General features: G+C 71.0%; 19 protein-coding genes, 1 tRNA gene and 1 pseudogene. 17 read left to right on the forward strand and 4 right to left on the reverse strand.

The window, feature by feature from the left end:
* Nucleotides 1-168: 168 nt before the first annotated feature.
* From ACZ3OF_RS16130 to ACZ3OF_RS16170, 9 genes are all read left to right on the forward strand, one after another.
* Complete coding sequence (locus ACZ3OF_RS16130) at nt 169-702, forward strand: tRNA adenosine deaminase-associated protein (protein WP_361670483.1); 534 nt, start codon at nt 169-171, stop codon at nt 700-702.
* Nucleotides 702-1,214 (forward strand): tRNA adenosine(34) deaminase TadA, encoded by a 513-nt coding sequence (gene tadA, locus ACZ3OF_RS16135; protein ID WP_467305105.1) that lies wholly within the window; start codon nt 702-704, stop codon nt 1,212-1,214. Before ACZ3OF_RS16130 ends, tadA begins: the two co-directional genes overlap by 1 nt.
* Nucleotides 1,215-1,282: 68 nt before the next feature.
* Nucleotides 1,283-1,367, forward strand: a tRNA-Ser gene (locus ACZ3OF_RS16140).
* Between the two features lie 229 nt (nt 1,368-1,596).
* On the forward strand, nt 1,597-3,324 hold the full coding sequence (locus ACZ3OF_RS16145) for an FG-GAP repeat domain-containing protein (RefSeq protein ID WP_467305106.1): 1,728 nt from the start codon (nt 1,597-1,599) through the stop codon (nt 3,322-3,324).
* 369 nt (nt 3,325-3,693) lie between these two features.
* Nucleotides 3,694-3,858, forward strand: a complete 165-nt coding sequence (locus ACZ3OF_RS16150; protein WP_175439350.1) for a hypothetical protein — start codon at nt 3,694-3,696, stop codon at nt 3,856-3,858.
* Between the two features lie 23 nt (nt 3,859-3,881).
* Complete coding sequence (locus tag ACZ3OF_RS16155) at nt 3,882-4,175, forward strand: Dabb family protein (protein WP_361670435.1); 294 nt, start codon at nt 3,882-3,884, stop codon at nt 4,173-4,175.
* 190 nt (nt 4,176-4,365) lie between these two features.
* The gene (locus ACZ3OF_RS16160; RefSeq protein ID WP_361670432.1) at nt 4,366-5,241 is read left to right on the forward strand and encodes an RNA polymerase sigma factor SigF; all 876 of its coding nucleotides are present in this window, start codon (nt 4,366-4,368) and stop codon (nt 5,239-5,241) included.
* Between the two features lie 235 nt (nt 5,242-5,476).
* The gene (locus ACZ3OF_RS16165; protein ID WP_361670429.1) at nt 5,477-6,379 is read left to right on the forward strand and encodes an RNA polymerase sigma factor SigF; all 903 of its coding nucleotides are present in this window, start codon (nt 5,477-5,479) and stop codon (nt 6,377-6,379) included.
* 50 nt (nt 6,380-6,429) lie between these two features.
* A complete protein-coding gene (locus ACZ3OF_RS16170) occupies nt 6,430-7,173 on the forward strand; it encodes a hypothetical protein (protein ID WP_467305109.1) in 744 nt (247 codons plus the stop codon).
* Here ACZ3OF_RS16170 and ACZ3OF_RS16175 read toward each other — a convergent pair.
* Entirely contained in the window at nt 7,154-7,555 is a 402-nt protein-coding gene (locus ACZ3OF_RS16175) for a hypothetical protein (RefSeq protein WP_361670425.1), read from the reverse strand. The two genes, ACZ3OF_RS16170 and ACZ3OF_RS16175, sit on opposite strands and share 20 nt — an antisense overlap.
* A gap of 118 nt (nt 7,556-7,673) precedes the next feature.
* On the opposite strand from ACZ3OF_RS16175, the gene ACZ3OF_RS16180 reads away from it, so the two are divergent.
* The 3 genes and pseudogenes from ACZ3OF_RS16180 to ACZ3OF_RS16190 all read left to right on the forward strand — a co-directional run bounded on the left by ACZ3OF_RS16180 (nt 7,674) and on the right by ACZ3OF_RS16190 (nt 9,086).
* Nucleotides 7,674-8,618, forward strand: a complete 945-nt coding sequence (locus ACZ3OF_RS16180) for a helix-turn-helix domain-containing protein (RefSeq protein ID WP_361670423.1) — start codon at nt 7,674-7,676, stop codon at nt 8,616-8,618.
* Nucleotides 8,587-8,691, forward strand: a pseudogene (locus ACZ3OF_RS16185) (DUF397 domain-containing protein); the annotation flags it as partial. The gene ACZ3OF_RS16180 and the pseudogene ACZ3OF_RS16185, both read left to right, overlap by 32 nt.
* A gap of 5 nt (nt 8,692-8,696) precedes the next feature.
* Nucleotides 8,697-9,086 (forward strand): hypothetical protein, encoded by a 390-nt coding sequence (locus ACZ3OF_RS16190; protein WP_361670725.1) that lies wholly within the window; start codon nt 8,697-8,699, stop codon nt 9,084-9,086.
* 15 nt (nt 9,087-9,101) lie between these two features.
* Here the strand turns inward: ACZ3OF_RS16190 and ACZ3OF_RS16195 are convergent, their stop codons facing one another.
* Complete coding sequence (locus ACZ3OF_RS16195; protein ID WP_361670420.1) at nt 9,102-9,440, reverse strand: DoxX family protein; 339 nt, start codon at nt 9,438-9,440, stop codon at nt 9,102-9,104.
* A 109-nt stretch (nt 9,441-9,549) separates the two neighbouring features.
* Here ACZ3OF_RS16195 and ACZ3OF_RS16200 point away from each other — a divergent pair, with 109 nt between their 5' ends.
* The gene (locus ACZ3OF_RS16200; RefSeq protein ID WP_467305112.1) at nt 9,550-10,215 is read left to right on the forward strand and encodes a formylglycine-generating enzyme family protein; all 666 of its coding nucleotides are present in this window, start codon (nt 9,550-9,552) and stop codon (nt 10,213-10,215) included.
* 187 nt (nt 10,216-10,402) lie between these two features.
* Nucleotides 10,403-12,376 (forward strand): calcium-binding protein, encoded by a 1,974-nt coding sequence (locus ACZ3OF_RS16205; RefSeq protein ID WP_467305114.1) that lies wholly within the window; start codon nt 10,403-10,405, stop codon nt 12,374-12,376.
* Between the two features lie 147 nt (nt 12,377-12,523).
* Here ACZ3OF_RS16205 and ACZ3OF_RS16210 read toward each other — a convergent pair whose 3' ends face one another.
* Complete coding sequence (locus tag ACZ3OF_RS16210) at nt 12,524-12,757, reverse strand: hypothetical protein (RefSeq protein ID WP_361599967.1); 234 nt, start codon at nt 12,755-12,757, stop codon at nt 12,524-12,526.
* Nucleotides 12,758-13,003: 246 nt separating this feature from the next.
* Here ACZ3OF_RS16210 and ACZ3OF_RS16215 point away from each other — a divergent pair, with 246 nt between their 5' ends.
* The 3 genes from ACZ3OF_RS16215 to ACZ3OF_RS16225 all read left to right on the forward strand — a co-directional run bounded on the left by ACZ3OF_RS16215 (nt 13,004) and on the right by ACZ3OF_RS16225 (nt 16,808).
* Nucleotides 13,004-13,447 carry a MarR family winged helix-turn-helix transcriptional regulator gene (locus ACZ3OF_RS16215; protein ID WP_361670414.1) on the forward strand — a complete coding sequence of 148 codons (444 nt, stop codon included), beginning with the start codon at nt 13,004-13,006 and terminating at the stop codon, nt 13,445-13,447.
* 78 nt (nt 13,448-13,525) lie between these two features.
* On the forward strand, nt 13,526-15,892 hold the full coding sequence (locus ACZ3OF_RS16220; protein ID WP_467305400.1) for an MFS transporter: 2,367 nt from the start codon (nt 13,526-13,528) through the stop codon (nt 15,890-15,892).
* Nucleotides 15,893-16,004: 112 nt separating this feature from the next.
* Nucleotides 16,005-16,808, forward strand: coding sequence for a YceI family protein (locus ACZ3OF_RS16225; protein WP_361670410.1), 804 nt, complete (start codon nt 16,005-16,007; stop codon nt 16,806-16,808).
* Between the two features lie 15 nt (nt 16,809-16,823).
* Here ACZ3OF_RS16225 and ACZ3OF_RS16230 read toward each other — a convergent pair whose 3' ends face one another.
* Complete coding sequence (locus ACZ3OF_RS16230) at nt 16,824-17,600, reverse strand: TetR/AcrR family transcriptional regulator (protein WP_361670407.1); 777 nt, start codon at nt 17,598-17,600, stop codon at nt 16,824-16,826.
* Between the last annotated feature and the right edge of the window lie 23 nt (nt 17,601-17,623).

A 17,623-nucleotide genomic window follows, 5' to 3' on the forward strand; every position in this document is an offset into this window, starting at 1 on the left:
TGCGCCGGGTCCGCGCACCCACCCGTCGGGCGTCCGGATCAGACTGATGCACGACGCAAGAGCCGAAGACCTCTCCTGAAGCCGCTGTTTCTGCCACGATGCCGATTGGGCGGGGCATCGGAAGCGCGCCGCCGGATCGTCACACCTCTGATCAGTGGGAGAGTCACGGTGTACTTCGCCGCACTGCTCGCGCGCACCGAAGACGGGTGGGAAGCGAGCGACACGGAGCTCGACGACGTGGAGACCCTGTCGGATCTGATCGATCTGGCCCGCGAGGCCTCGGTCGACGACGACACGGTGATCGTCTTCATCGAACAGGAGGACGCCTGGTTCGGCGTCCTGCGGATCGAGGGGGAGGACGACCCTCGCATCTACGTGTCGGACGGAGCGGCCGCCGCCCGCTCCTCGTACGGGGAGATCCTCACCAAGGAGATCCTCGGGGACGACCTGGACGACGCCGACACCCTGGACGACCTGAACCTCGACGGTACGGAGGACGGCGAGCCTCTGGACCGCGACGACGACGACGAGGACGAGGCGGGTGCGTCCGTCGACGCGGTGCCCGCCGCACCGGTCGGCGACCGGCTGATCCTCGCGGACCTCGGCATGTCCGAGAGCCAGCTGCAGGAGCTCGACAGCGACGCACTCGCCGAGATCGCGGACGCACTGGGCGCCGCGGAGGTTCTGGAGACCGTTCGCTAGTGACCGAAGCAGTACCCGATCCCGACCCCGTACCCGGTCCCGAAGCGGCACCCGATCCCGTACGGGATCCCTGGCGGGAGTCCATGCGGCTCGCCCTCGCCGAGGCCGACCGGGCCGCGCTGGCCGGTGACGTACCGGTCGGCGCGGTCGTGCTGTCCCCGGACGGCACGGTCCTCGCCCTCGGACACAACGAGCGCGAGGCGACCGGCGACCCGACCGCCCACGCCGAGGTCCTGGCCCTGCGCCGGGCCGCGGCGAGGACCGGGGAGTGGCGGCTGACCGGCTGCACGCTCGTCGTGACCCTGGAGCCCTGTGTGATGTGCGCCGGCGCGCTCGTGCAGTCCAGGGTCGACCGGCTGGTGTTCGGCGCGCTCGACGAGAAGGCGGGCGCGGCCGGTTCGCTCTGGGATCTCGTACGGGACCGGCGGCTGAACCACCGTCCGGAAGTGATCCACGGCGTCCTCGGCGAGGAGTGCGCGGAGCAGCTGACGGCCTTCTTCCGGACCCGCTGAACCCGCCTCCGACCTGCGCGGCGATACGGATTTCATCGCTGGGGCATCTTTGGGCTAAGCTCTCTCTCGGTAGCGTGTCCGAGCGGCCGAAGGAGCTCGCCTCGAAAGCGAGTGTGGCGCAAGTCACCGAGGGTTCAAATCCCTCCGCTACCGCTGGTAGATGAAGGGTCGGTCCCGATGGGACCGGCCCTTCTTCTCGTTGGGTCGGCTGCGGGGCGCCGTACAACCAATGCGCGCGGTCGGTGGTCGGACGGGGCGGGACGCAGTGCCGTGCGTTCCACCCGGTTCCCAGGAGGATCGTTCCTTGCTGTCACAAAGCTCTGGCCGACGCCGTCTTGGTGCTTCGATCGCCGCCTGTCTCGCCGTCACCCTCGGGGCCGGTGTGCTGACCGCTGCCCCGGTGGGTGCGGCGGAGGTCCCGGTCGCCACCGAGGGGTCGGGGGGTCTGCTGCCGGCGGTGCCGGGCGCCTGGCTGGCATCCGCGGGCGCGAAAGGCTTCCTGACGTACGTTCCTTATGACGGCGAGGACGCGAGGTTGCGCTGGACCCCGTACGAGGGCGGCGCGACACGCGACCTGGCGTATCACGTGGTCGACGGCACCGCCGCCACGTCCGGGGAGATGGTCGTCACGTTGAGCGAGATCTACGGGACCTCGGCGACGGACATGACCACCGGCGCGTCGTTCGGCCTGCGTGCGGTCGACGACGGTGTGGACTCCCTCTATGCCGGTACGGCGGGCCAGGCCCTGTTCGTCAGCGGGGCCACGAACCTGTGGATGCAGACCAAGGACGCCGAACCCCGCGCCGTGCAAGGCCTGGAGAACGTCGCTACCGACGGGGTGTATCCGGGGGACGCCACGCACGGCCTGGTCACCGCGAGCGTGGGAGGCGAGTGGCGTGTCGGCCTCATCGACCTGACCAGCGCCACGTTCACCAGCCCCTACCCGGCCCACGCGCGGAACCCCGTCGTCTCGGGGAACCGTCTGGCATGGGTCGAGGACGACACCGCCACGAAGACGGTGCGGGTGGTCGTCCGCGACCGGACCACCGGCGCCGACACGATCGTCCCGGTCCCCGCTACGACGGCAGGCCAGAAGCTGGAGATCCGCCTCCTCGGCGACTGGGTGACCTACGGCGGGACGGCCCTCCACACGAAGACCGGCGAGACGTTCGGGTTCCTCGACCGCGTCGACGCCGCTTCCACCACCCCCGACGGCTCGGCCCAGATCGTCCAGGGCCGTAGCGCCGCGGAGGGCGAGGGCATCTTCCGCGTCACGCCCGGCGTGGACGGCCGGCCGACGGTCCGGCTCCTCGCGCACGCCGGCACCCCCACCTCCGCCCTGCACGACTTCGACAACAACGGCCTGTCCGACCTGCTGGGCCGGGACGCCTCCGGGGGGCTGTGGCGCGACAGCGCCAAGGACGGACAGCCGCGGTCGCGGATCGGCGGCGGCTGGCAGATCTACGACAAGATCGAGACCGTCGGCGACATCGCGGGAATGATCAGCCCCGGCTACACCCCCGAGCTCGTCGCCCGCGACAAGGACGGTGTGCTCTGGCTCTACGAGGGCCACGTGTACGGCGGCCTCAGCAAGCGGGTGCGAGTCGGCGCGGGCTGGCAGACGTACGCCACGATCACCGGCGGCAGCGACCTCACCGGCGACGGGCGACCCGACGTCGTCGCCGTCGACAAGGCCGGCGCACTCTGGCTGTACCGGAGCACGGGCGACACCACGCGCCCCTTCGAGTCCCGCAAGCGCATCGGCACCGGCTGGAACATCTACAACCAGGTCGCCGCCGTCGGAGACCTCGCCGGAGGCCCCGCCGGGGACCTCGTCGCCCGCGACAAGGAGGGCGCGCTCTGGCTCTACCTCGGCAAGGGCGACGGCACGTACACGCAACGCACGAGCATCGGCGCCGGCTGGCAGACGTACTCCCAGCTCATCGCCGCCGGAGACGTCGACCACGACGGCAAGGCCGACCTCTTCGCACACCACCCGGGTTCGAAGGCCGTCTACCTGTACTCCGGCACCGGCGACCGTCACAAGCCCTTCAGGGCCCGCAAGGTCTCGGATGTCCATGCGGGGAGCACGTACAACCACATGAGCTGACCGCTCTGTACGCGAAAGGCCCCGGACGCGCTGTGGGCGCGGCCGGGGCCTTCTCGTCGGACGGGGGAGCGGCATCGGGGGGACAAGCCGCTCCCCCCGATGAGAACCGGTCCTGCAAGTCCTCGCCGCGGTCAGGGGGGAAGCTCGCGGCGTGGACCCCGCAGTGAGGGCCGGTTCCTCGACCCCTGCGGATTCCTGCCAGATCCGCCGGGCTCGACATCCATGCTGCTCTGCCGTCACCCTTCCGGGGGGCGGCAAAGGACCCCGATCACCGGGCCCTTGGTCCATAAAGGCCCGGTGAAGTGGCCGAGACGGCTCCGTTAGACTCACGCGTCCACGCAGGGGTGCAGACAGGGGAGGGCGCGGCAGATGGCGCAAGCGAAGAAGGTCGCGCTCTACGCGCTCGTCGTCTTTGTGCTGTACACGATCATCAATTCCCCGGACAGGGCCGCCGATCTCGTCCAGGTAGGGTTCGAGGGCATATCGTCCGCCGCACAGGGCGTCGGCGAGTTCATGACCGAACTCGTCAACTAGAACCACCGACGAGGAGTCCTGCTGTGATCCGCCATCTGGTCCTGTTCAAGCTCAACGACGGCATCGCGAAGGACGACCCGCGTGCCCTCGCCGCGGCCGAGGCGTTCGACGGTCTGGAGAAGGAGATCCCGGAGCTCGGCTTCTGGGAGTGCGGCTGGAACGTCTCCGAGCGGCCCATCGCGTACGACTTCGCCATCAACTCGGCGGTCGAGGACACCGATGCGCTCCAGCGCTACCTGGACCACCCCGCCCACCAGGCCGGTGTCGCCCTGTGGCGCGAGATCGCCACGTGGGTGATCGCGGACTACGCGTTCTAGACACGTTCGGTTCTTTTCCGGAAGGCCCCCCGCCGTCATGGCGGGGGGCCTTCCGGCCGTTGGCGTCCGCCCGACGCCGTCAACACGTGGTTATGCGGTGCTTGCACACAGTGGACATGTCTTGTGATGCTATGACCGCTTTTGACGGATGAGTTGACCGTAGTTGACCAGCAAAAGGGGTGGCGTGAACGTGCCGGCCAGTACAGCGCCTCAGGTCCCGCCCCAGAACGAGGCCGGCGACCCGGACACCCCGCGCCCCCGACCGCAGAACAACCGCCCCCAGGGCAGCCGCCCCCAGAGCACCCGGGGCGCCGACACCCGCGCGCTCACCCAGGTGCTCTTCGGGCAGCTCAAGGGGCTTGAGCCGGGCAGCCCGGAACACGACCGCGTCCGCGGGGCGCTGATCGAGGCCAACCTCCCGCTCGTGCGGTACGCGGCGGCCCGCTTCCGCTCCCGCAACGAGCCCATGGAGGACGTCGTCCAGGTCGGGACCATCGGCCTGATCAACGCCATCGACCGCTTCGACCCCGACCGCGGCGTGCAGTTCCCGACCTTCGCGATGCCCACCGTCGTCGGCGAGATCAAGCGGTACTTCCGCGACAACGTCCGCACCGTGCACGTGCCGCGCAGGCTCCACGAGCTCTGGGTCCAGGTCAACGGCGCCACCGAGGACCTCACCACGGCCCACGGCCGCTCCCCCACCACCGCCGAGATCGCCGCGCGCCTGAAGATCGGCGAGGACGAGGTACTGGCCTGCATCGAGGCCGGGCGTTCGTACCACGCCACCTCCCTGGAGGCGGCGCAGGAGGGTGACGGACTTCCCGGACTGCTCGACCGGCTCGGCTACGAGGACCCGGCGCTCGCCGGGGTCGAACACCGCGATCTCGTACGGCATCTGCTCGTCCAGCTGCCCGAGCGCGAGCAGCGGATCCTGATGCTCCGCTACTACAGCAATCTGACGCAGTCCCAGATCAGCCAGGAACTCGGCGTCTCGCAGATGCATGTGTCAAGGCTCCTCGCCCGGAGCTTCGCCCGATTGAGATCCGCAAACAGGATCGAGGCGTAACCGAAACGGGTATACCGGCTCGGAGCAGTTCCGCGGCGGCCCAAATGCCGTACACCCCTTGTTTCCTGCGGATATTCACCCACGCCATGTCGACAAGTCACTACAGCGTGTTGCCGACATGTGACATTCTGCTGGAACCGCGTTTGCCGCAGCCCCGCCTCCGGTATTCAGGTGGAGGCTGCGTTCCTCCGATGGTCGTGGCCGCCGCGACCGTCCGCGACCTCAAGGGGGTGGCATGTCCGCAGAACAGGGCAGCTCGAAGGTGCTCACGCTCACGCCCGCGCAGACGCCTGTACCGATGCCGGTCCAGCCGACGGCCGAGAGTGCCGAGCCCGCCGCGCCGCTTGTTGTCACGCCGGAAGCCATCGACACCCGCACGCTCTCCCGCTCCCTCTTCCTCCGGCTGCGCGCCCTGGACGACGCCGGCGCCGCCGCGGAGAGCCCGGAGCGGACGTACGTCCGCGACACCCTCATCGAGCTCAACCTGCCGCTCGTGCGGTATGCGGCGGCCCGGTTCCGCTCCCGCAACGAACCGATGGAGGACATCGTCCAGGTCGGCACGATCGGCCTGATCAAGGCCATCGACCGCTTCGACTGCGAACGGGGCGTGGAGTTCCCGACGTTCGCGATGCCCACGGTCGTCGGCGAGATCAAGCGCTTCTTCCGCGACACCTCGTGGTCGGTGCGCGTGCCGCGCCGGCTCCAGGAGCTGCGGCTCGCCCTGACGAAGGCCAGCGACGAGCTCGCCCAGAAGCTCGACCGCTCGCCGACCGTCCCCGAACTCGCCGCCGTGCTCGGGGTGTCGGAGGAGGACGTCGTCGACGGCCTCGCGGTGGGCAACGCGTACACCGCATCCTCGCTCGACTCCCCCTCCCCGGAGGACGACGGCGGCGAGGGCTCGCTCGCGGACCGGCTCGGGTACGAGGACACGGCGCTGGAGGGCGTCGAGTACCGCGAGTCGCTGAAGCCGCTGCTCGCCAAACTCCCGCCCCGGGAGCGGCAGATCATCATGCTGCGCTTCTTCGCCAACATGACGCAGTCGCAGATCGGGGAAGAGGTCGGCATCTCGCAGATGCACGTCTCGCGGCTCCTGACCCGCACCCTGGCCCAGCTCCGCCAGGGCCTCATCGCCGACTGAAGTTCGCCGTTCCGGTTCACAACTGACATGGCGTCAGCAACACTGACGCCATGCGGCGACAGAAGTCACTTCTGACGGTGGTCGCGCTCTGCCTCGGCGGAGCGCTGACCGCGTGCGGCGGAAGCGAGGAAGAGGGCTACGCGGCGGTCGGCGCGGGCTCCACCCCGAGGGACGCGGTGCGCCCGTCGGGATCGGTCACGCTGATCCCCCTGGACTCCCCGTCACCATCGGCGAGCGGTACGACCTCGAGCACGTCGTCCCCCTCACCCCGCCCACCGGGCGCGGCCCCCGGCCCGACCCCGGCACCGTCCACCGGCGGTACGGGTACGGCTCCGGGCACCGACGCGGGTACGGGCACGGGCACAGGCGCCGGGACCTCGCGTCCCGGCACGACACCCGGCCGCCCCGGCACTACCCCGCCCCCCACCGCGACCGCACCGCCGCCGGGCGCGACGACCTCCCCACCACCCCCGGCGACGCCCGCCACCCCCGCCACGCTCACCCTCTCGGCCCCGGTCCTCGCGGACGGCGACAAGCGGTGGTGCGAACGCGTGACGATCACCTTCCGCAACACGGGCGGCACGGCGGCCACTTCGGGCACGGTCACCTTCGCCACCCACATCATCGGCGCGCTTGGCGTCGACTGGGCGACGATCGAATCGGCCCAGCCCCTCCCCGCCCCCATCGCGGCGGGGGCGGCGAGGACGGCGACGTACACGGTCTGCGTGGACTCCTGGCGGGTCCCGCTCGGCATGCGCGTCGACACCCAGAAGGTCACGGCGACATGGAAGTGACCGGGGGATCGTCCGGGACGTGATGCGCGCTGCGGTGCCGGCGCAGCAGCACGTTGGCATCGGTCTCCGCGCTCCAGTCGAACCGGGCACGCGCCGCCGTCCGCCGCGCGGCGAGCTCCGCGCAGTCCGTGCAGCCCGGCACAGGCACGGGCGGCCGGCTCAGCTCGTACTCCACCTCCGCCCGCTCGTTCGCGGCCCGCACGCCCGCGCTGAGCCGCTCGGCGGCCGTGGCGGGCCGTACCCGCGCCGGATCCGCCTGCCACTCGCGCCCACCCCCGACGGGCCGCAGCATGGCGTACGGCCCCGCCTCCCCCCGGTACTCGCCCACCTTGCGGACGGCGGGGTCGTAGACGAACCCCCCGCACTCCATCTGCCCTGCCATTCCACAGCTCCTCACCCGATCGGGCGACTACTCTCAGTGGCTAAAGCGTTGCTCAATGGAGAGGGCGGCCACAACGCTCGCCGCGTGCCAAGGACCCACTGTCACAAGGGGGGGTGGAGTGAGCCGACGTAACGCCACGGGGGGTACGGCCGCGACGACGGCCGGGGTCTTCGGCGAGGTGCTGCGGCACTACCGGGAGGCGGCGGGGCTGACGCAGGAGGGCCTGGCACGCCAGATCCCGTGCGACCGCTCGCACGTGGCCCGGGTGGAGGCGGGCACGCGGGTCCCACAGGACACGTTCGCGAAGGCGTGCGACGAGCTGTTGGGGACGGGCGGGGTGTTACTGCGGCTGTGGGGTCGGATCGACTGGTACCCGGAGGTCCAGCACCCGGACTGGTTCGAGCGGCGCGCGGACATGGACGCCAAGGCCGTGATCCTTCGGGAGTACCAGGTACACGTCGTGCCGGGTCTGCTCCAGACCCCGGAGTACGCCCACGCCCTGTTCTCCCGGGCGACGAGCGGCGCGGAACTGGAGGAGCGGGTCCGTGCCAGGTTGAGCCGCCAGCGACGTTTCCTGTTGGCGGACGGCCCGTTGTACTCGGTCGTACTGGATGAGAGCTGCCTCCGGACCGTCATCGGCGGCCCGGCCGTCATGCGCGCGCAATGTGCTCACCTGCTCCAGGTGGGCGGACTCCCCAACATCTTCCTACAGATCGCGCCGGCTCGCGATGCCGACCTGCACCGCCCGAACACGTCACTGTCGCTGATCAAGCTGCCCGACGGGCACGAATGGGTCTACTCGGAGTCGCTCGACAGCGGGCACTTCAGCGACGATCCGTCCGTCCTGCTCCGGCACACCCAGACCTATGATGGGCTTCGGGCGGATGCTCTGTCGGCCCGCGAATCCACCGCCCTGTTAGGCGACTTGATCGAAGGGTACGGACAGCATGGAGAGGCACGATCTGACTCCCGCGGCGTGGATCAAGAGCAGCTACAGCGGAGACAACGGCGGCAACTGCCTCGAAGTCGCCCCCGGATTCCCCGGCCTCGTCCCCGTGCGTGACAGCAAGGCTCCCGAAGGACCGGCCGTCGTCTTCGACCGCCGGGCGTGGGACTCGTTCGTGAGGTCCCTGTGAGCGGGATGCTGCCCAAGGGCACCAAGGTGCTCTCCATCGGGCTGCACCCCCGGTCGCTCGACTACCGGAAGATGCCCGAGGGCGTCACCAAGGAGTCGCTCACCGCACGCATCGAGGCTGCGAACTCCGCCTTGCGGGAGGCCGGGTTCGACATCGTCACGTGTCTGGTCGACCCCGACCCCGACACCGCCGAGGCGGCCGTCGCGGAAGAGCTCGGCGCCGGGTCGTTCGGGCTGGCGATGATCGGCGGGGGTGTGCGGATGGTTCCCGAGCACACCCTCGTGTTCGAGCGGGTCGTGAACGTGATCCTGGCGACCGCGCCCGGCATCCGGCTGTGCTTCAACTCCTCGCCGGAGACCACCGTCGACGCGTTGCGGCGCTGGATCGAGCCGTAGCCGTACGCCTCGGGCTCAGGCGAGGAACAGCGCGGCGACCGCCGGGGCCGCGTACATCATCGGCCAGACCACGTGCGCGTACGAGCGGGCGCGGATCACGGTGATGAGGGCGCCGGTGAAGTACAGGGCCACTCCGATGCCGGCCGCGAGGCCGATCGCCGGGACCCACAGGCCGACGACGAGGCCCGCCGCGCCGGCCGCCTTGGCGAGGCCGAGCCAGGTCCACCAGGACCGGGGGACGCCGTACTCGGTCAGCGGCTGGGTCACCCACGGGGCCTTGATGAAGACCGAGAGCGCCGAGAAGCCGACCATGAACGCGGCGACGGCGGTGACGACGATGTAGGTGGTGGACATCTCGGGCTCCTGGGTTCGGGGGTGGCGAGCGTTTCTCGCTCGTACACCCCACTGACGGAGAGCGCCGCCGCTGTGTGACAGGTACCGGCGGAGAAATAGGGTCACGTTCATGGATGCCAGTGCGGAGCACGCGATGATCGCGGTGCCGGCGGGGCCCGTCACCCTCTCGGACCGCCGGACACAGCGCAGTTGGACGGTCGAGGTCGCGCCGTGTCTGGTCGCGACGTACCCCGTCACCCGCGGCCTGTACGCGCAGGTCACCGGCGATACCCGGGGCGGGGAGCTGCCCGTCGAAGGCGTGTCGTGGTGGGACGCGGTCCGGTTCTGCAACGCCCTGTCAGATCGCGAGGGGCTCACGCCCGCCTACCTGATCCCGGCGGACGACGGCGGGGACGTCGAACGGAACACCTCGGCCGACGGCTACCGCCTGCCGACCGAGGCGGAGTGGGAGCACGCCTGCCGGGCCGGAACGGCCGGACCTCGGTACGGACCCCTCGACGAGATCGCCTGGCATCGCGGCAACTCCGAGGAGCGGATCCACGAGGTGGGCGGCAGACGGCCCAACCCGTGGGGGTTCCACGACATGCTCGGCAACGTCTGGGAGTGGTGCTGGGACGTCTACGACGCCGAGGTCTACGGCAGTTACCGCGTGCTGCGCGGCGGCGGCTGGTTCGACGAGCACTGGAGCTGCCGGGCCTCGGTGCGGCGCCGCAGCCACCCCGCCTTCCGCGTGGACGACGTCGGGTTCCGCCTCGCGCGGTCCGCCGGGCACTGACCGGAGCACCGGGGGGCGAGGACGCGGACGACCCTCCGGCGTCCTCACCCAGGTGAGTGGATCACACCGTCCAAGCAGCTCAGCGGGGCCGAGCCGTCGGCCGCATCCCCGCGGGCATGGCCGGAGTCTGTGGACCGTCACGCAGGACGGCCCGATCCGAGAGGTCTCCATGTCCACGTTCACTGGTATGCGAAGAGCCCTGGGGCGCGGCGGGCTCGCGGTCGCCGCGAGTCTGGCGCTCGTGCTCGCCCTTCCGGGAGCGGCACTGGCCGCCCCGGGAGATCTGGATCCCGGCTTCGGGGGCGACGGCACTGTGCTCACCGATGCCGGCGGGGAGGAGGCGGGCCAGGACGTGGTGGTGCAGGCCGACGGCAAGATCGTCGTCGTCGGCACGGACGCGCCGGACTCGTTGGGAAACTTCGCGCTGGTCCGCTACCTCGCGGACGGCAGTCTGGACTCCACCTTCGGTGACGGTGGAAAGGTGTCCACCGACATCGGTGGTTTCACCGAGACCGCCGAGGCGGCCGCGGTACAGGCCGACGGCAAGATCGTCGTGGTCGGGAGCGCCGCGACCGACTTCGAGACGTGCTGCACGTTCACGGTGGCCCGTTACACCGCCACCGGCAGTCTGGACACGACGTTCGGCGACGGCGGCGTCGCCTTCCTCACCGCGTTCGGCCAGCCCGCGGCGGCTCTGGACGTGGCGGTGCGTTCCGACGGCAGGATCGTCGCCGCCGGGTATGCCGGCGGCCGCTTCGCGGCGGCGCGCCTCCTGGCGGACGGCACCCCGGACACCAGCTTCGACGGCGACGGCACGGTGGCCACGGACCCGGACCCGAGTCCGGAGGCGGGCGGATCGGGCCGCTCCCTCGCCCTGCAGTCCGACGGCAAGGTCGTCGTCGGCGGCGAGGTGGGAACCACCCGCTTCGACTTCATGCTGATCCGCTACAACGCCGACGGCAGCCTGGACACCGGGTTCAGCGGTGACGGCATGGTGCGCACCGACTTCGGCGCCTACGAGGGCGCCGAGGAGGTGGCGGTGCAGGCCGACGGCAAGATCGTCGCCATGGGGAACACCGACGCGGACGCCGCGGTGGTCCGGTATCTCGCCAACGGCAACCTGGACACGAGCTTCAGCGGTGACGGCAGGGTGACCACCGCCGGTGGAGCCGCCAGGGACGGGTTCGTGCAGTCCGACGGCAGAATCCTCGTCGCGGGCAGGGGTGGTGGCGACGGCGGCGACTTCGGGCTGATCCGCTACAACCCCGACGGCGCTCCGGACCCCGGCTTCGGGACCGGCGGCAGGGTGACCACCTCTTTCGGCGGCACCGACATCGCCAACGCGGTCGCGCTGCAGGCCGACGGCAAGATCGTCGCGGCCGGCAACGGCGGGCCGAACACCGACTTCGCGGTCGCCCGCTACGAAGGAGGCGGAGGAGCCCCGACACCGCCCTCGGTCGACGTGTCGGTGACCAAGACCGGGCCCGCCACGATCAGCATCGGTGACCAGGCCACGTACACGATCCGGGTGACCAACAACAGCACGACGGCGACGGCCACAGCGGCCTCGGTCTCCGACACACTGACCGGCGGTTCCGGGACCCTGCTGTCGGCCACGCCCAGCCAGGGCGGCCCGTGCACCGTCAACCCCACCACGATGACGTGTCCGCTGGGCAACCTGGCCCCGGGCGCCTCGGCCACCATCACCGTGGTCGCGGAGCCGCGCGCCACCGGCACCCTGACGGACTGGGTGGCGACGGCGGCGGTCGAGACCGATCCGGTGCCCGGCAACAACAACGCCAACGCCGCCACCACGGTGAACAACGCCCGCGGCTGCACGATCATCGGCACGAGCAACTTCGAGACGCTCAACGGCACCTTCGGCAACGACGTCATCTGCGCGCTGAGCGGCAGCGACACCGTCAACGGCGGAGGCGGCAACGACACCGTGTACGCCGGACCCGGCAACGACCTGGTCAACGGTGGCAACGGAGCCGACCGTCTGATCGGGCAGAGCGGCAACGACCGCCTCAACGGCGACGCGGGCAACGACAACCTCGACACCCGGGACAGCGTCAACGGCAACGACGCCGCCTACGGCGGGACCGGTTTCGACACCTGCTCCACCGACACCGGCGACTTCCGCAACAGCTGCCCGTAGCGGGACGAACCGGCCGGTCCGGCCGACCTGTCGACCGTCACCGGAACCCGCGGAGGGTTCCGGTGACGGTTCACGTCGGGCCCGACCCAGGGCCGGCCCTCGGCTTCCGGCCGGGGCCGGCATGACGGCTCCGGCCCGGCTCAGCCCCTAGCCCAGGGCCAGCCACGCCACCGCGGCCAGGACGACGATCGCGGCGACCACGCCGACGATGAGGCCCACGCGGGGGCCGGAGGACTGGGGGGCAGCCGCCGCCTGGCGGCCGCCGCCCTGCGGGGCGCCCTCGTCGACGAAGGCGCGGAACATCTGGGTGCTGCCGGCGGGGTCGTAGTTGCCCTCGGGGCCGGGGCCCTGACCGTACGGAGCTTGGGGGTTGTGTGCCATGAGCCAGGACCCTAGCGAACCCCGGCTTCCCGCCCCAAGCCCCGGCAGGGTCCGGGCACCGGTCCAGCACGGCTCCGGCACTGATCCCCCGCACCCTCCCCCGCACCTCTCCCCCGGCCTCCACCTCCCGTCCCCACCCCCTTTGCCGATTCTTTAGCGCCGTTTGACCGATTTAGTTTGCCTGGAGCAACCATCCATCTCTATGGTTGCCCTAAGCAACAAGATGCATCGGGTCATGGGGTCACAGTGGAGAAGCCGAACCGGTACGAGAACCTCGCCCGACAGGTCAGCGCCATCGGCGCGGTCAAGCGCGGGATGGCCCGTTCGCTGCCCGCCGACTGCCCCAGCGGATCGGCCATCGTCCTCGCCCTGCTCAAGCACGACGGGGACATGAGGATGAGCCGGATCTCGGAGCGGATGGCCGTCGACATGTCGGTCAGCAGCCGCCACGTCTCCCACGCCGTCGACCGCGGCTGGGTCGAGCGGCTGCCGGACCCCGCCGACAGGCGCTCCCGCATCCTGCACCTCACCGACGAGGGCAGGGAGAAGCTCGACGAGCTCGACCGCCGGCTGACCGCGATGCTCACCCGCAACCTGGCGGACTGGTCCGACGACGACGTCGAACTGCTCACCCACCTGCTCGCCCGCCTCCGCGACTCGTTCGGGGACTGCCGGGCCCACCACGCGTAACAGCAAAGGACGTTCATGGCCACGACCACACCCGCCCCGCCAACGCAGGCGGGCGGCCACACCTCCGACGGTGCGCCCATGTCGCACCGGCAGATCATGGAGGCGCTCTCCGGGCTGCTGCTCGGCATGTTCGTCGCCATTCTGTCGTCGACGATCGTCTCCAACGCCCTTCCGCAGATCATCACCGACCTGGGCGGCGGCCAGTCCGCCTACACCTGGGTCGTCACGGCCGCGCTTCTGTCCATGACCGCGACCACCCCGCTCTGGGGCAAGCTCGCGGACCTCTTCTCCAAGAAGCTGCTCGTCCAGATAGCCCTGATCATCTACGTCGCCGGCTCGGTCGTCGCCGGCCTCTCCCAGAACACCGGCATGCTCATCGCCTGCCGTGTCGTCCAGGGCATCGGCGTCGGCGGTCTGACCGCCCTCTCCCAGATCATCCTGGCCGCGATGATCGCCCCGCGTGAGCGCGGCCGGTACAGCGGCTACCTCGGCGCCACCTTCGCCGTCGCCACCGTCGGCGGCCCGCTGCTCGGCGGAGTCATCACCGACACCGACTGGCTCGGCTGGCGCTGGTGCTTCTACGTCGGCGTGCCCTTCGCGCTGATCGCGCTCCTCGTCCTGCACAGGACGCTGAAGCTCCCGGTCGTTGGGGTCCCCCATGCCGGAGGCCAGGGGAGCAAGGTCAAGGTCGACTGGACCGGTGCCTTCGTCATCAGCGCCGCCGTCTCCCTCCTCCTGATCTGGGTGACCTTCGCGGGCGACAAGTACGACTGGATGTCCTGGCAGACGGCCGCGATGGTCGGCGGCTCCGTGGTCCTCGGCGCGCTCTTCGTCCTCGTCGAGTCCCGGGCGAGCGAGCCGATCATCCCGCTGCGCCTCTTCCGCAACCGCACCATCACCCTGGCCTCGGTCGCCTCGCTCTTCGTGGGCGTCGCGATGTTCGCCGGCACGGTCTTCTTCAGCCAGTACTTCCAGCTGGCCCGCAACGAGTCGCCGACGATGTCCGGCGTCCTCACCATCCCGATGATCGCCGGTCTGTTCGTCTCCTCGACCGTCTCCGGCATGGTCATCACCAAGACCGGCCGGTGGAAGGCCTGGCTGGTCAGCGGCGGTGCCCTGACGACCGGCGGACTCGGCCTGCTCGGCACGATCCGCTACGACACGGAGTACTGGCACATCGCGCTCTTCATGGGCGTCATGGGTCTCGGCCTCGGCATGATGATGCAGAACCTGGTGCTCTGCACGCAGAACCAGGTCGCCCCGGCCGACCTCGGCTCCGCCTCCTCCGTCGTCACCTTCTTCCGCTCGCTCGGCGGCGCGATCGGCGTCTCGGCGCTCGGCGCCGTGCTGGCCCACCGGGTCACGAACTACGTCCAGGACGGCATGGCCGCGCTCGGCCCGAAGGCCGCGGGCGTGAGCGGCGGCGGTACGGGCGGCGGCATCCCGGACATGGACAAGCTGCCGGCCCCGATCCGTACCGTCATGGAGGACGCGTACGGCCACGGCGTGGGAGACGTCTTCCTCTACTCGGCCCCCTTCGCGCTGCTCGCGTTCCTGGTGACGCTGTTCATCAAGGAGGTCGCCCTGAAGAGCGGTTCGGCCCCGCAGGCCGACGCGGCCCCGGTGGCGACCGAGAAGCCGGCGGCCGTCACCGCCGACGCGGTGGCCACCGTCTCCACCGGCCTGACCGTCAGCGGCACCGTCCGTACGGCCGAGGGCACGGACCTCGCCGGCGCGACGCTCACGCTGATCTCGCTCGGCGGGCAGCAGCTCGGCCGCGCGGTCGTCGGCGGTGAGGGCCGGTACGCCCTCGACGCGCCGGCAGCCGGTTCGTACGTCCTCATCGCCTCCGCCGACGGCTTCCAGCCGCAGGCCTCCACGGTCGTCGTCGACGACGGTCCGCTCGCCCACGACGTGCTCCTGACCGGGACCAGCGGGCTCACCGGCGCGGTGACCTCCGCCGAGGGCGGAACGCCCGTGGACGGGGCGATGGTCGTGATCACGGACGTACGGGGCGAGGTGCTGGCCACCGGCAAGTCCGGCGCGGACGGCGGCTTCGTCTTCGGCGAGCTGGTGCCGGGCGCGGTCACGGTCGCGGTCACGGCCGCCGGACACCGCCCGCAGGCGCTGCCCGTCGAGATCGGCGGCCAGGGCGTGACCCGGCTCGACGTGGCCCTCGTGGCCGGAGCGGTCGTCCACGGGACGGTCCGCGCGGGCCTCGACCACCGGCCGCTGGCCGACGCGCGGGTGACCCTGGTCGACGCCGCGGGGAACGTGAAGGCCTCGGCGACGACGGACACGGAGGGCGCGTACGCCTTCGCCGACCTGGACACCGGCGAGTACACGCTCATCGCGACCGGCTACCCGCCGGTGGCGGGACGGCTGACCGTGACCGGGGCCGGGGTCGACGGCCACGACATCGAACTCGCCCACCCGGGCGAGTGACCGACTCCCGGCCGCGCTCCGAGCGGAGGCGCGGCCGGGTCCGGGGCGGCAGGGGTCATGGGGACGGCCTGCCGCCCCGTCTGTTCTTTCGTAGTGAGGGTTGAGGGTACGGATGGGACTGCACGCACAGGTACGGACCCGCGACGGGTGGCCGGTCGAGCACGCGGTGGTGACCGTGACGGACGCTTCGGGCGGACAGGTCCTGCGGGCGGGGGCCGACGGGGACGGAGTCGCACGGGCGGAGGGCTCGCTGGCGCCGGGGCCGTACACGGTGGTGGTGACCGCGCTCGGCTACGCGCCGGACGCGCGCACGGCGTTGGTCGGCGGGACCGGGCGGGCGGACGTCGGGACGGTCGTCCTCGCCCGCGCGGGCGGTACGGAACTGCCGCCGCCGGGCACCTGGGCCGTGGACGCGGCGCACTCCTCGGTCGGCGCCGTGGCCCAGCACCTGGGGATCTCCAGCGTGCACGGCCGGTTCACCGAGTTCACCGGCCGGATCGAGATCGCGCCGGACGTCCTGGCCTCGCGTGTGGAGGCGGTCATCGCGGCCGGGTCCGTCGACACCGGCAACGGCCCGCGGGACAAGCACCTGCGGTCCGAGGACTTCCTGGACGTGGACCGATTCCCGGAACTCACGTACCGCAGCACGGCCCTGCGGGCGGCGGGCCCGGACCGGTGGACCGTGGACGGCGAGCTGACCCTGCGGGGCGTCACGCGGCACGTCCCGCTGGATCTCACGTACCTGGGGACGGGCGCGGATCCGTGGGGCGGAGTGCGTGCGGCGTTCCGCGCCGAGGCCGAACTGCGGCGCGAGGACTTCGCGATGAACTACAACCAGGTGGTGTCGGCCGGCATCGCGGCGATCGGCGCGACGCTTCGGGTGACCCTGGACATCCAGGCGGTACGGGAGGACTGAGGCCTCGCCGCGACGTCAGGAGGCTTCGCCGGCCTCGCGCGCGACCATGACCTCGATGCCCGCGACCAGCACGTCCAGGGCGTAGTCGAAGTCGCGGTCCCAGATGTCGCTGACGCTGCCGTGCGAGGCCCGTTCGTCGAGGATCTCCGCCATCGGTTCGAGCGCCTCCACGAACTGCGGATCGTCGCGGAAGGCCTTGATCGACTCACCGTAGAAGTCGTCCTGGGACATGCCCGCCTCGTTCGCCCGGCGCTCGAACTGCGACTCGATCGTCCCGTAGCCGTACACGAACTGGAAGACCGCCGACATCGCGCTCGGCTGCCGGTGCAGCGGCAGGCCGGTGTCCCTGACCGCGTCCTGGATCTTCGTGCCCACGGCGATCGCGTGCGGGCCGATGTTCAGGTACTGGCCCGCGCACGGCGACATCCACGGGTGGCGCACCAGCATCCGCCGGTAGTCCAGGGCGAGCACCCGGACCCGGTCCTGCCACCCCCCGGCGGCATCGACCGCGTCGAGGTCGATCTCCCCGTACACGGAGTCGACGGCGTACTCGATGATGTCGTCCTTGGTGTCCACGTACCAGTAGAGCGACATCGCCGTGACGCCCAGCTCGGTCGCCAGCTTGCGCATCGAGAGGCCGGCCAGGCCGTCCTCGTCCAGCATCCGGATCGAGGTCGCCACGATCCGGTCGCGGTCGAGGCCGGCCGGGCCGCCTCCGCTGCGCGGCGTCCGCTGCTCGAGCCACACACTGGAACGCGCCGGGTTCTTGGCGCGGTCGGCGGCCTTGACCATCGCGTTCCTCCGTGAGCTCACCT

It is taken from the genome of Streptomyces sp. NPDC022552 (genome assembly GCF_055561875.1).

Excerpts from the sequence above, each read along its gene's own strand:
- ACZ3OF_RS16175 (WP_361670425.1), bottom strand. The coding sequence starts at position 7,555 with ATGGCAGGGCAGATGGAGTGCGGGGGGTTCGTCTACGACCCCGCCGTC.
- ACZ3OF_RS16190 (WP_361670725.1), top strand. The coding sequence starts at position 8,697 with ATGCTGCCCAAGGGCACCAAGGTGCTCTCCATCGGGCTGCACCCCCGG.
- ACZ3OF_RS16205 (WP_467305114.1), top strand. The coding sequence starts at position 10,403 with ATGCGAAGAGCCCTGGGGCGCGGCGGGCTCGCGGTCGCCGCGAGTCTG.
- ACZ3OF_RS16225 (WP_361670410.1), top strand. The coding sequence starts at position 16,005 with ATGGGACTGCACGCACAGGTACGGACCCGCGACGGGTGGCCGGTCGAG.
- ACZ3OF_RS16230 (WP_361670407.1), bottom strand. The coding sequence starts at position 17,600 with ATGGTCAAGGCCGCCGACCGCGCCAAGAACCCGGCGCGTTCCAGTGTG.
- ACZ3OF_RS16200 (WP_467305112.1), top strand. The coding sequence starts at position 9,550 with ATGGATGCCAGTGCGGAGCACGCGATGATCGCGGTGCCGGCGGGGCCC.
- ACZ3OF_RS16165 (WP_361670429.1), top strand. The coding sequence starts at position 5,477 with ATGTCCGCAGAACAGGGCAGCTCGAAGGTGCTCACGCTCACGCCCGCG.
- ACZ3OF_RS16170 (WP_467305109.1), top strand. The coding sequence starts at position 6,430 with ATGCGGCGACAGAAGTCACTTCTGACGGTGGTCGCGCTCTGCCTCGGC.
- ACZ3OF_RS16195 (WP_361670420.1), bottom strand. The coding sequence starts at position 9,440 with ATGTCCACCACCTACATCGTCGTCACCGCCGTCGCCGCGTTCATGGTC.
- ACZ3OF_RS16220 (WP_467305400.1), top strand. The coding sequence starts at position 13,526 with ATGTCGCACCGGCAGATCATGGAGGCGCTCTCCGGGCTGCTGCTCGGC.
- ACZ3OF_RS16150 (WP_175439350.1), top strand. The coding sequence starts at position 3,694 with ATGGCGCAAGCGAAGAAGGTCGCGCTCTACGCGCTCGTCGTCTTTGTG.
- ACZ3OF_RS16210 (WP_361599967.1), bottom strand. The coding sequence starts at position 12,757 with ATGGCACACAACCCCCAAGCTCCGTACGGTCAGGGCCCCGGCCCCGAG.